General features: G+C 58.1%; 11 protein-coding genes and 4 tRNA genes. 6 read left to right on the plus strand and 9 right to left on the minus strand.

Annotated features, from left to right (window positions below; genetic code table 11):
* The first annotated feature begins 24 nt into the window (after positions 1-24).
* From clpB to JFU11_RS22405, 5 genes are all read left to right on the plus strand, one after another.
* The gene (gene clpB, locus JFU11_RS22385; protein WP_123721408.1) at positions 25-2,589 is read left to right on the plus strand and encodes an ATP-dependent chaperone ClpB; all 2,565 of its coding nucleotides are present in this window, start codon (positions 25-27) and stop codon (positions 2,587-2,589) included.
* Positions 2,590-2,888: 299 nt separating this feature from the next.
* Positions 2,889-2,964 (plus strand) — tRNA-Asn (locus JFU11_RS22390).
* Positions 2,965-2,973: 9 nt separating this feature from the next.
* Positions 2,974-3,050, plus strand: a tRNA-Pro gene (locus tag JFU11_RS22395).
* Between the two features lie 5 nt (positions 3,051-3,055).
* A tRNA-Lys gene (locus JFU11_RS22400) sits at positions 3,056-3,131 on the plus strand.
* A 95-nt stretch (positions 3,132-3,226) separates the two neighbouring features.
* Positions 3,227-3,303, plus strand: a tRNA-Pro gene (locus JFU11_RS22405).
* Positions 3,304-3,408: 105 nt separating this feature from the next.
* Here JFU11_RS22405 and JFU11_RS22410 read toward each other — a convergent pair.
* From JFU11_RS22410 to JFU11_RS22430, 5 genes are all read right to left on the minus strand, one after another.
* Positions 3,409-3,804, minus strand: coding sequence for a hypothetical protein (locus tag JFU11_RS22410; protein WP_052967618.1), 396 nt, complete (start codon positions 3,802-3,804; stop codon positions 3,409-3,411).
* Between the two features lie 339 nt (positions 3,805-4,143).
* Complete coding sequence (locus JFU11_RS22415) at positions 4,144-5,442, minus strand: NAD(P)/FAD-dependent oxidoreductase (protein ID WP_123721409.1); 1,299 nt, start codon at positions 5,440-5,442, stop codon at positions 4,144-4,146.
* Between the two features lie 60 nt (positions 5,443-5,502).
* Positions 5,503-5,676 (minus strand): DUF3094 domain-containing protein, encoded by a 174-nt coding sequence (locus JFU11_RS22420; protein ID WP_201062116.1) that lies wholly within the window; start codon positions 5,674-5,676, stop codon positions 5,503-5,505.
* 51 nt (positions 5,677-5,727) lie between these two features.
* On the minus strand, positions 5,728-6,255 hold the full coding sequence (locus tag JFU11_RS22425; protein WP_201062117.1) for an MOSC domain-containing protein: 528 nt from the start codon (positions 6,253-6,255) through the stop codon (positions 5,728-5,730).
* Positions 6,252-6,878 carry a DUF1780 domain-containing protein gene (locus JFU11_RS22430; RefSeq protein ID WP_052967624.1) on the minus strand — a complete coding sequence of 209 codons (627 nt, stop codon included), beginning with the start codon at positions 6,876-6,878 and terminating at the stop codon, positions 6,252-6,254. Before JFU11_RS22430 ends, JFU11_RS22425 begins: the two co-directional genes overlap by 4 nt.
* Positions 6,879-6,996: 118 nt before the next feature.
* On the opposite strand from JFU11_RS22430, the gene JFU11_RS22435 reads away from it, so the two are divergent.
* A complete protein-coding gene (locus JFU11_RS22435; protein WP_123721411.1) occupies positions 6,997-7,464 on the plus strand; it encodes an FAD/FMN-containing dehydrogenase in 468 nt (155 codons plus the stop codon).
* Between the two features lie 11 nt (positions 7,465-7,475).
* Here JFU11_RS22435 and JFU11_RS22440 read toward each other — a convergent pair whose 3' ends face one another.
* From JFU11_RS22440 to ppk2, 4 genes are all read right to left on the minus strand, one after another.
* Positions 7,476-7,922, minus strand: a complete 447-nt coding sequence (locus tag JFU11_RS22440; protein ID WP_201062118.1) for a potassium channel family protein — start codon at positions 7,920-7,922, stop codon at positions 7,476-7,478.
* 22 nt (positions 7,923-7,944) lie between these two features.
* Positions 7,945-9,045, minus strand: coding sequence for an AI-2E family transporter (locus JFU11_RS22445; protein ID WP_201062119.1), 1,101 nt, complete (start codon positions 9,043-9,045; stop codon positions 7,945-7,947).
* 92 nt (positions 9,046-9,137) lie between these two features.
* Complete coding sequence (gene sulP, locus JFU11_RS22450) at positions 9,138-10,925, minus strand: sulfate permease (RefSeq protein ID WP_201121368.1); 1,788 nt, start codon at positions 10,923-10,925, stop codon at positions 9,138-9,140.
* Between the two features lie 49 nt (positions 10,926-10,974).
* Entirely contained in the window at positions 10,975-11,799 is an 825-nt protein-coding gene (gene ppk2 / locus JFU11_RS22455) for a polyphosphate kinase 2 (RefSeq protein WP_201062121.1), read from the minus strand.
* Positions 11,800-11,870 lie beyond the last annotated feature (71 nt).

Below are 11,870 nucleotides of genomic sequence, written 5' to 3' on the forward strand. Positions count from 1 at the left end.
GCCTGCTCAAAAGGAAGGTGACCCATGCGTATAGACCGTTTAACCAGCAAGTTGCAGTTAGCCTTGTCCGACGCCCAATCCCTGGCCGTCGGCCTCGATCATCCGGCGATTGAGCCGGCGCATTTGATGCAGGCCATGCTTGAACAGCAGGGTGGTTCGATCAAACCCCTGCTGATGCAGGTGGGTTTCGACGTCAATAGCCTGCGTAAAGAGCTGACCAAAGTCCTCGATCAGCTGCCGAAAATCCAGAATCCGACCGGCGATGTGAACATGTCGCAGGATCTGGCGCGCCTGCTCAACCAAGCCGATCGTCTGGCCCAGCAGAAGGGCGACCAGTTCATCTCCAGCGAACTGGTGTTGCTCGCTGCCATGGACGAGAACAGCAAGCTCGGAAAATTGTTGCTGGGCCAGGGCGTGAGCAAGAAAGCCCTGGAAAACGCGATCAATAACCTGCGCGGCGGTGAGGCAGTCAATGATGCCAACCACGAAGAATCCCGTCAGGCGCTCGATAAATACACCATCGACCTGACCAAGCGCGCCGAAGAAGGCAAGCTCGATCCGGTAATCGGCCGTGACGACGAAATTCGTCGCACCATTCAGGTCCTGCAACGCCGCACCAAGAACAACCCGGTGCTGATCGGTGAGCCTGGCGTGGGTAAAACCGCCATCGCCGAAGGCCTGGCACAGCGCATCATCAACGGTGAAGTGCCGGATGGCCTGAGAGGCAAGCGTCTGTTGTCTCTGGACATGGGGGCTTTGATTGCCGGTGCCAAATACCGCGGCGAGTTCGAAGAACGCCTTAAATCCCTGCTCAACGAACTATCGAAGCAGGAAGGGCAGATCATACTGTTCATCGACGAACTGCATACCATGGTTGGCGCCGGTAAAGGCGAGGGCTCGATGGATGCGGGCAACATGCTCAAGCCTGCGTTGGCTCGTGGTGAACTGCACTGCGTCGGCGCGACCACGCTCAACGAGTACCGCCAATATATAGAGAAGGATGCGGCCCTTGAGCGGCGCTTCCAGAAAGTCTTGGTGGACGAGCCGAGCGAAGAAGACACCATCGCCATCCTGCGTGGCCTGAAAGAGCGTTACGAGGTTCACCACAAGGTGGCGATCACCGACGGTGCGATCATCGCCGCGGCCAAGCTCAGTCATCGCTACATCACCGATCGTCAGCTGCCGGACAAAGCCATCGACCTGATCGACGAAGCCGCCAGCCGCATCCGTATGGAGATCGACTCCAAGCCGGAAGTGCTGGACCGTCTGGAACGTCGTCTGATTCAGCTGAAGGTGGAATCCCAGGCACTGAAGAAAGAAAGCGACGACGCGGCGAAGAAACGTCTGGAAAAACTGCAGGAAGAAATCGTTCGTCACGAGCGTGAGTACTCGGACCTCGAAGAAATCTGGAACTCGGAAAAAGCCGAGGTCCAGGGTTCGGCGCAGATCCAGCAGAAGATCGAACAGTCCCGTCAGGAACTGGAAGCCGCGCGCCGTAAGGGCGACTTGAACCGCATGGCCGAGTTGCAATACGGGGTGATCCCGGACCTGGAGCGCAGCCTGCAAATGGTCGATCAGCACGGTAAAAGCGAAAACCAGTTGCTGCGCAGCAAGGTGACTGAAGAAGAGATCGCCGAAGTCGTGTCGAAGTGGACCGGCATCCCAGTGTCGAAAATGCTCGAGGGCGAGCGCGAAAAACTGATGAAGATGGAAAGCCTGTTGCACCAACGTGTGATCGGTCAGGACGAAGCAGTGATCGCCGTTTCCAACGCCGTGCGGCGTTCCCGCGCCGGGTTGTCCGACCCGAATCGCCCGAGCGGTTCGTTCATGTTCCTCGGCCCGACCGGTGTCGGTAAAACCGAGTTGTGCAAGGCGCTGGCCGAGTTCCTGTTCGATACCGAAGAGGCGATGGTGCGGATCGACATGTCCGAGTTCATGGAGAAACATTCCGTGGCTCGACTGATCGGCGCGCCACCGGGTTACGTGGGCTATGAAGAGGGCGGTTACCTGACCGAGGCGGTGCGTCGCAAGCCTTATTCGGTGATCCTCCTGGACGAGGTCGAGAAGGCCCACCCGGACGTGTTCAACATTTTGCTGCAAGTGCTCGAAGATGGCCGTTTGACCGACAGCCATGGCCGCACGGTGGATTTCAAAAACACCGTGATCGTCATGACCTCCAACCTCGGATCGGTGCAGATTCAGGAACTGGTGGGTGATCGCGAAGCGCAGCGCGCGGCGGTGATGGATGCGATTTCCACGCACTTCCGGCCGGAGTTCATCAACCGGGTCGACGAAGTGGTGATTTTCGAACCGCTGGCTCGGGATCAGATCGCCGGCATTACCGAGATCCAGTTGGGTCGCCTGCGTAGTCGCCTGACCGAACGCGAGCTGAAGCTTGAGCTGAGTCCGGAAGCGATGGATAAGCTGATCGCTGTCGGTTACGACCCGGTGTACGGCGCACGACCGCTCAAACGGGCGATCCAGCGCTGGATCGAGAACCCGTTGGCACAGTTGATTCTGTCGGGTCGATTCATGCCTGGCGATACCGCCAAAGGTGTCGTGGAAAACGACGAAATCGTTTTCGTCTGACGCTCGGCGGCAGTGCAATAAAAGAAGGCCTCGCATTGCGAGGCCTTTTTTTCGCCAGGCTGTTGAACTCAAAGGAAAAGGCTTGTAAAGTGCGCCCCGCAGTAAGTCGCCCTGAAGGGTTTCTGCTCCCCAAGCAGGAATCTGAAATAAGTTGCAAATCATTAACTTGAAAGCAATTTAGGGGGTTGACAGAGGTGCTTAAGATTGTAGAATAGCGCGCCTCAGACACACGAACGCAGCGATGCGAACGGGTCGAAGAGGTGAAGCAAGCTTCACAGTTGTAAATTGAAATATGTAGTTCCGTGATAGCTCAGTCGGTAGAGCAAATGACTGTTAATCATTGGGTCCCAGGTTCGAGTCCTGGTCACGGAGCCAATTTCAAACCGGGGTATAGCGCAGTCCGGTAGCGCGCCTGCTTTGGGAGCAGGATGTCAGGAGTTCGAATCCCCTTACCCCGACCATTTTTGGGTCGTTAGCTCAGTTGGTAGAGCAGTTGGCTTTTAACCAATTGGTCGTAGGTTCGAATCCCACACGACCCACCATTTTTGAAACCAGTTAGCGCTGGAATCGAATCTTAAGATCAGAGGCCAAAAGCGCTGATCGAAGAAGGCGCCTTTCAAAGGTGCCTTTTTTTTACCGGGGTATAGCGCAGTCCGGTAGCGCGCCTGCTTTGGGAGCAGGATGTCAGGAGTTCGAATCCCCTTACCCCGACCATATTAAAAATCCTCGTATCGAAAGATACGGGGATTTTTTTTGTCTGCTGCAAATGCAAAAAAGCCCTGCTTCTCGTTGGAAAAGCAGGGCCTGGTCTTCAGAGACTTAGCTATTGTCTTTCAGGTGCTCGAACAAGCCCTTCGGCATTTTTTTGCCATTGGTTTCGTAGTTGGCTTTTACGTTATCAAAAGCCTCTTGTTCGTCGATCTGGCCGTCATGGTTGGTGTCGATCTTGTCGAAGTCAGCCTTGGGCGCCACTTTCAAAAATTCCGCGCGGGATACCTTGCCGTCATCATCGGTGTCAGTCTTGGCCATCGAGGCGTCACCGCACTTGCCTTCGCCACATTTACCTTCAGGCGTCTTCACGACCTGTTCCGCCGAGGCCAGCAGGTAGCCCTGAGTCAGCGGCTGCGAAGCGAAGACAGAACCGGACAACATCATGCCTCCGGCCAGGACAGCGCCGAGCAGGCCAACGGTGTTTTTGCTGAGAGTACGGGACATTACAAATCTCCTGGGTTGCACAACACAACCGCTCGATAAAGGACGCCACGTGAATGCGGCGATGACCGAAGCAGGCAGTGCCTTGCTCGGGTGTGGCCATTTAGCGGGCGTGGTGTATCGCTACTGTGTCGCGCAAGGGGGGGCTTTGTAAGCGAAGGGATGGAATCAGTGGGGGAGATACAGTGAGACACACAAGTGTCCGCAGGTTGGACCGAGGCGCCTGCATCGCGGGCAAGCCACGCTCCCACAGGTTATGTGCCGACCATGGAATCTGAATCCGACACATAACCTGTGGGCGCGTGGCTTGCCCGCGATGAGGCCCTGACAGACGCCGAGTATTTAGTGCAGCTTCAGCCGAGGCTCAGTCCCGCGCCCAATCTTGCTGCCCAGCATCAACATCGCCGTGCGGAACGCGCCATACAACGCCATCTGGTGCATGCGATACAGCGACACGTAAAACATCCGCGCCAGCCAGCCCTCAAGCATCACGCTGCCGGTGAGGTTGCCCATCAAGTTACCCACAGCCGAAAAACGCGACAGCGAAATCAGCGAGCCGTAGTCGGTGTACTTGTACTCCGGCAGGGCTTTGCCTTCGATCCGCAGTTTCAGCGATTTGGCCAGCAACGAAGCTTGCTGGTGCGCAGCCTGGGCGCGCGGCGGCACATTGCGATCAGTGCCTGGTTGTGGGCAGGCCGCACAGTCACCGAAGGCGAAGATGTTCTCGTCGCGGGTGGTTTGCAGAGTCGGCAACACTTGCAGCTGATTGATGCGGTTGGTTTCCAGGCCATCGATGTCCTTGAGGAAACCCGGCGCACGAATTCCGGCGGCCCATACTTTGAGGCTGGCGTTGATCACTTTGCCATCGGCGGTAATCAGGCTGTCTGTCGTCACTTCGCTGACTGCAGCATTGGTCATGACGTTGACCCCGAGTTTCTCCAGGGTCTTATGCACAGGCCCGCCGATACGTTCCGGCAGGGCTGGCAGTACCCGTGGCCCGGCTTCGATCAAGGTGATGTGCATGTTTTCCGGTTTGATCCGGTCCAGGCCGTAGGCCGCGAGTTCATGGGCGGCGTTGTGCAGTTCCGCTGCCAGTTCGACCCCGGTGGCACCGGCGCCGACGATCGCTACGCTAATTTGCTCGACTTTATCGCTCTGCCCGGCATGGGCGCGCAGGTAGTGATTGAGCAGTTGTTGATGGAAGCGCTCGGCCTGTTTGCGGGTGTCGAGGAACAGGCAGTGTTGCGCCGCGCCCTGCGTGCCGAAATCGTTGGTGGTGCTGCCGACGGCAATCACCAGCGAGTCGTAAGGCACTTCGCGCGCCGGCACCAGTTCCAGACCGGCCTCGTCGTAGGTGGCGGCCAGCTGGATTTTCTTCTGTGCGCGATCGAGTCCGCTCATGCGCCCCAGCTGGAACTCGAAGTGGTTCCATTTTGCCTGGGCAACATAGTTGAGTTCGTCTTCGGAAGAGTTCAGGGAACCTGCCGCCACTTCGTGCAACAGCGGTTTCCAGATGTGGGTCAGGTTCGCGTCGACCAGCATCACACTGGCCGTGCCGCGCTTGCCCAGAGTCTTACCCAGACGGGTAGCCAACTCCAGACCGCCGGCGCCGCCGCCAACGATGACAATACGATGAGTCATGGGGATATCTCGCAAGGCTAAAAGAAATCGGTGCAGTTACCCGAGCGAGCGCGATGCAGCTCATAGCGTCAGGTAACTGATAAGTCGGCTCAACAGGCCTAGACCAATGGTCACTGCCAACACCAGCACCAGGAGCATCCACGGCCGGAAAGGCCGGCGCTCGACTTGGTGCTGGGACAGGCACAGGTACTCTTCGACATGCTTTTGGTCGTCCGGGTTCAGGCGGCTGGTCATATTGGGCCTCGTCAGATAGACGTTGCTGAATGTTTAGAAGCTACAGGGCTTTTACCCTGGGTTGAACGGAGCATAGCCGCTGTCCGGAATCGGCTCGACATTCACCCTTTCGTCCAGGCGAATGATGCCACTTTGTAACACTCGGGCAGTGATTCCACCATGTCCGCGAACGGCCTGAAAGGTCCCGGGGCCGAGGTTGTTTTCGAGACGTGCGCAGGGCTGGCACCAGCCGCTGGTTTCAAAAATCGCCTGGCCGATCCTGAAACGCCGACCTTTGAGGCTGAACAGGTTGATGCCGCTGACGACGATATTGCGCCGCAGATCCTGAGGTCGCACCGGTTGATCGTCCGGGCGGCCCATCAGCGAATTGATTACGGCCAGGTGTTCCCACTGAATCAACGTCACCTGCCGCGCATTGCGCACGCCGGGCCGGGCATGATCACCGGTCAACCCGGCCTCGAGCCGCGCTTCTACGGCATCGAGTTCGATCATCGGCGAGCGGGATTGCGGCCGCACACCGATCCAGCGGACACGGCCCTGTTGCGGTACTTCGGCGATCAGCTCCTGCAATGGGCTCACAGGCTGATTCCGACATCGAAAACAATGCTGCGACCCAGATTGCTGCGCAAGAAATCCGGGGCATCCGGATGGGCGAATAACACTCGGGCGAAAGTCGGGCCAACCAGCGACAACGAGCGCCAGCCCTGACGCAAGTATTCGGTAGGCGGCGGAAAGTGGCTGTTGAGGTCCAGCACTTCGCGCTTGAGGCTGGCGAAGGCGATGATGTCCAGCTCCCCCAAGTCCATGCCTCGCTCTTGGTAGTTGTGGGCTTTTTTACGCAGGGTCGGCGCCAGTCTCAGCAGAAATTCATTGGCCGGGATGCGCCGGGGCTTGGCCTCGCGGCGCACCAGCTGGCTCAGGGAAAACGCGCTGCGCCGACGTTGCAGCTCGTCGCGCCATTCGTCGTTGAGGCGCCGGCCTTCGTCGAGCACGAAAAACACCTCGAAATTCGCGTCGCGGAACAACACGTCCGGCGGCTCCCCGGCGGGGGCAAATTCGTCGGCGCGATAGGGAATGTTCAGGCCTTGCAGCAGGCGCTGGCAAACCCAACGCTCACGCTCCCATTTGCGGGCATTGGACAGGAACGTGTTGGCTTGCTCGGCCGCAATGGTCAGCAGGCGTAAATAATCTGAGTCATCCATAGGCCCAAGCTTAGCGTTCATTTGCGACAAGCAGAAAGCGTGAAACGCACTGAGCACTCGGAACGGGTGGTGTAGACTGCTGGCCATTACGCATATGCGCTCGAACAAGGAGTAGAACTTGAAATATTGGCCGGTGTTATTGCTCAGTCTTCTGCCTCTTTGGGCCCAGGCGCTGGAGGTTGGCGAGCGCCTGACGCCCTGGACCTTACTTGATCAGTTCGATCAGGCTTTCACGCTCGAGAACCAGACTCAAACGCTGCTGGTGGCGCGCAGCATGGACGCCGCCAAATTGGTCGGCGCCGCTCTGCAGGACCAGCCCAAGGGCTACCTGGAGGCTCGGCACGCGGTATTTGTCGCGGACATTCAGCGCATGCCTCGGCTAATCGCGAAAATGTTCGCAGTACCGGCCATGCGCGATTATTCCTATCGAGTGATGCTTGACCGTGATGGTCGCGTGGCGCCGCGCTACCCTGGGGCCGTGGATAAAGTGCTGTGGCTGCAGCTCAAGGACGGCCAATTGGTGGAGCAGCACGAATACGCCACGGCGGCACAATTGCGTGAGGCGCTGGAGAAGGCCCTGCCATGATCGGCGCATGCCTATGGGCGTTCACGCGGCTTTAGCCTGTCCATGTTGTGCTTTATGACATCCATCACCGCAGCGGTCATCACCGCGGTGGAGACACCAAACATCAGGATTCCGTTGGCGGCCTCCAATGGGCCAAGCAGACGCCAGCGAGAGGACATGATGATGTCGCCGTAGCCCAGCGTGGCGAAGTTGACCGCCGAGTGATATAGCGCGATGGCGAATTCGTCGAACTCATCGAGCAGCATGAACAGCATGGCCCAGATGGCGATCTGCACGAAATTACTCAGCAGCATCAGCAGCATCACCATCGACAACAACAGGATGTTCAGCCATTGCGTTTCAGGCGGTTTGGAATGCCTGAAATGCACGTATTGACGCAGACATATGGTCACGAAAATGGCTTGCAGTACCAGGCAGAGCAACATCACGGGAAGGCCGGCCAGTAAATTCGACAACATGGGAATATCCTCTGCCGCCGTGTCAGGTCTGTCCCTGGTTGTCTGGCCTCGGCTCTTGCACTTGATCCACCCATTCCCAGAACAGCTGATAGCCGACCGCGAGTATCACAGGGCCGATAAACAGGCCGAGGATACCGCCCGTGACCATGCCGCCCAAGGCACCGATCAACACCACCGGCATCGGTACATCGACACCACGACCCAACAGCAGTGGTTTGAGGACGTTATCGACCAATCCCGCGATGAACACATAGATGGCAAACACAATGGTCGCCGTACTGGCCCCTTCGCTCATGAAAACAAAGACGATGACTGGAAGGGTAATCAGGGTCGCCGGTAATTGCATGATGCCAAGCAGCAGCACCGCCAAGGCGAGAAGACCGGCGCCGGGGACGCCCATGAACACAAAGCCGATGCCCACCAACAGCATCTGGATGAACGCGATGCCGACCACCCCCAACGCCACTGCCCGGATGGTGGCGGTGCACAGATCGGCGATTTTCGGCCCGTTGATCGGACCGCTGAAGCGCGTAACGATTCGCACCGCGCTGCGGTGGCCGCTTTCTCCATATGCTAAAAAAATACCGGCAATAATCAGGGCGACGATGAATAAAAGGAGCCCCATGCTGACACCCGCAAGCTTGCTCAGCAGGGAGAGGCTAACGCCTTTGATCTGCGGTATGAACTTCTGAGCCAGATGGGGCAGGTCAGTGGTGGCTTGTGCCCATAAGTTATAAAGAGGTTCTCCCACCAGTGGCCAACTGGCTACCGTGGCGGACGGTGGCGGAATATGGAAACTGTCGGTTTTGACCATGGTCATGACCCTTTCCACGGATTCCGCAAGCGAGGCTCCCAACAAATAGACAGGCACCATAAGAATACTGATGACGATCAATACGATCAGCGTCGCGGTGATCCCGTCCTTGTTTCCCAGCTTGCCTTTGAATCTGATCTGCAAGGGGTAGAGGGTGATTGCCAGGATCACCGACCACAGCATCAAGTCGAGGAACGGGCTAAATATCTGAAAGCAGAACATCACCAGAACGGCAATCACTCCGGCACGAATCAGCACATCGAGCAGATCCCGGGAAAAAATCTTTTCGAGCATGGGCGTGGGAACCATTGATTACCTCCAGTAGAGAGTGACAAAGGCTGCGTTCGGTAAGTCCAGCATAGACGGGCTGGCAATCTGCGGCTGAATGTCGGCGATGCTATTCAGTGATCCTCGTCCTCCCGACCTGCCCAATCCACCGGATGAATCATGAGATAGTTGTCGACGGCCTCACCTATTGTTGGAAAGAACGCCGTTTCGCCAAGCCGCGCAAAAAGCCCGAATCGCTTCAGCTTATCCTTGACCGGGTCCTTCATCTCGGCCACGCACAACTTGATGCCTGCCGCGTGCAAGGTTTCGTCCAGTTCCGCCAGCATGTCGGCAGAGGTCACGTCCACGCTGGTGACGGGTTCCGCCGCAACGACCAACCAGCGCACTGGCGTAGGCGATGCCGCCACGGCGTCGAGCACTCGGTCATGGAACAACTCGGCGTTGGCGAAAAACAACGGCGCATCCCAGCGAAACAGCACCAGGCCGGGTACAAGGCGCGCGTCGGGATAGCGCTTGATGTCGTGATAACCCTTGACGCCTTCCGCGCGTCCCAGAACGGCAGAGTAAGGACGCCAGCCATCCCACAGAAACTCGATGACGGCGATCACGATGGCCAGGCCGATGCCTTCAATCGCCCCCAGTACGGCCACGCCGACGGTGCAGACGATTGACAGCCAGAACTCCCAACGCTGGATTCGATAAATGCGTCGCAGGTCGGTGACCTCAATCAGGCCGATGGCGGACGCGATCACCACCGCAGCCAGTGCGCTGGTGGGTAAATCCTTCAACAGGTCCGGCGCCACCACTAGCAATAAGGCAACAGCAACCGCGCCGATGACTCCGGTCAGCTGGGTTTTGGCGCCTGCGGCCTCCGCCACGGGCGTACGTGAGGAACTGCTGCAGATCGGAAAACCCTGAAAAAATCCGGCGGCCAGGTTGGTGACGCCCAGGCCCACCATCTCCTGATTCGGGTCCACATAGGTACGGCTCCGCGCCGCATAGACACGTGAGAGCACGCTGGTATCGGCGAACGAAACCAGGGCAACAGCGAAACCGCCGATCAGGACGGGGACGATGTCGGCCCTAGTGATCCAGGGGATGTCGAACGCAGGCAAGCCTTGTGGAAGAGAGCCGAGGACTGATATTCCAGCGCGCCCTGCAAGATCCAGCACACCCACGACGACGGTCGCTCCCACCACGGCGATCAGAATGCTCGGTACGCGCTTGTTGCCCTTGAACAGCAGAATCACGGCCAGGGTGGCTGCACCGACCATGAAGGCGGTCCAATTGGTTTTCCCCTCCATGATTGCTGTAGCGATGGCCCACAGGTTTCTCAGCGGGCCGTCGGATTCAATTGAAAAACCGAAAAGCTTGGGCAGTTGGCTGATCAATACTGTCAGCGCGATTCCGTTCATGTACCCGTAGCGGATCGGTTTGGACAGCAGCTCGGTGACAAAGCCAAGGCGCGCTATGCCGGCCAGGATGCACACCACTCCCGACACGATCGCCATCATGCCCGCAAGGGCGATGGCACGATGCGGGTCGCCGCCGGACAGCGGCAGGACGACGGCGAGGATGACAGCGGCCAGCGAGGAATCCGGCCCCAGCACCAGAATTCGGCTGGGTCCGAACAGCGCATAGGCAAGTAGCCCAACGATGGTCGCGTAAAGGCCATAGATGCCGGGTACGCCCGATGCCACTGCGTAGGCGATGCCGACAGGCACCAGCATCGTGGTCAGCACCAGTCCGGCCACGAGGTCGTGCCGCAACCAGGCGATTTTGTATCCACGTAGTGTGCGCAGCCCCGGCAGCCAGCGGCTCCAACCGGTGTCGCCGTCGGTATCCCGATGGACAATCCGGCCGGGTTCCGGGACGGGAGGCGAAACATCCGAATCGCTCATAGGACTGTGGCCCTTTGGTGTACAGCGCAGATCCGCTTGGACGTGCCGGTCAGAATTTTTCTGGAATTCGCCGCAGCGGATAATTCGGTTCACGATAGCCACCTGATTTCTGCCGTTTGGGCAAAATCACCTTCTCGCGCGGTACATTCTTGTACGGAATGCGGCTGAGCAAATCAGAGATGATGTTGAGGCGGGCCCGCTTCTTGTCGTTCGAGTTGGCCACAAGCCACGGAGCATGGTCGGTGTCGGTCGCCTTGAACATGTCGTCACGTGCGCGCGAGTAGTCATACCAGCGGTTGTATGACTTGAGATCCATTGGCGTCAGTTTCCAGATTTTGCGGCCATCCTTGATCCGCGCCTCGAGCCGGCGGGTTTGCTCCTCTTCGCTGACTTCCAGCCAATACTTGAACAGCATCACACCCGAGTCGACCATCATGCGTTCCATGAGGGGGGCCAGGCTCAGGAAACGGGTCACTTGCTGATCGGTACAAAATCCCATCACACGCTCGACCCCTGCGCGGTTGTACCAACTGCGATCGAAGATCACCACTTCGCCAGCCGCTGGCATGTGCGCCATGTAGCGCTGCATATACATCTGGCTCTTCTCGCGCTCGGTCGGTGCCGGCAATGCCACGACCCGAAAGACACGCGGGCTCACCCTCTCGGTGATCGCCTTGATTGTGCCGCCCTTGCCGGCACCGTCGCGCCCCTCGAAGACGATACAGATCTTGATGCCCTTTTCTTTCACCCATTCCTGCAACTTGACCATTTCGACATGCAGTCGGCGTAACTGCTCAAGATAGTCTTTGTTCGTCAGTCTCAAGGGTTCAGCGGCGTTTCTTTTAACAGCGGGTTTCTTCTTGTCCTTTGCCATGACCAAAGCCTCACCTATGCCAGTCGCTGACTACCGATAGATAGACCCTGCAGGTGCCACTATCAGCTTGC

The sequence above is a fragment of the Pseudomonas sp. TH37 genome (assembly GCF_016650735.1).
Classification (GTDB): domain Bacteria; phylum Pseudomonadota; class Gammaproteobacteria; order Pseudomonadales; family Pseudomonadaceae; genus Aquipseudomonas; species Aquipseudomonas farris.

Excerpts from the sequence above, each read along its gene's own strand:
- clpB (WP_123721408.1), top strand. The coding sequence starts at position 25 with ATGCGTATAGACCGTTTAACCAGCAAGTTGCAGTTAGCCTTGTCCGAC.
- sulP (WP_201121368.1), bottom strand. The coding sequence starts at position 10,925 with ATGAGCGATTCGGATGTTTCGCCTCCCGTCCCGGAACCCGGCCGGATT.
- JFU11_RS22415 (WP_123721409.1), bottom strand. The coding sequence starts at position 5,442 with ATGACTCATCGTATTGTCATCGTTGGCGGCGGCGCCGGCGGTCTGGAG.
- JFU11_RS22410 (WP_052967618.1), bottom strand. The coding sequence starts at position 3,804 with ATGTCCCGTACTCTCAGCAAAAACACCGTTGGCCTGCTCGGCGCTGTC.
- JFU11_RS22420 (WP_201062116.1), bottom strand. The coding sequence starts at position 5,676 with ATGACCAGCCGCCTGAACCCGGACGACCAAAAGCATGTCGAAGAGTAC.
- JFU11_RS22445 (WP_201062119.1), bottom strand. The coding sequence starts at position 9,045 with ATGGTTCCCACGCCCATGCTCGAAAAGATTTTTTCCCGGGATCTGCTC.
- JFU11_RS22430 (WP_052967624.1), bottom strand. The coding sequence starts at position 6,878 with ATGGATGACTCAGATTATTTACGCCTGCTGACCATTGCGGCCGAGCAA.
- JFU11_RS22440 (WP_201062118.1), bottom strand. The coding sequence starts at position 7,922 with ATGTTGTCGAATTTACTGGCCGGCCTTCCCGTGATGTTGCTCTGCCTG.
- ppk2 (WP_201062121.1), bottom strand. The coding sequence starts at position 11,799 with ATGGCAAAGGACAAGAAGAAACCCGCTGTTAAAAGAAACGCCGCTGAA.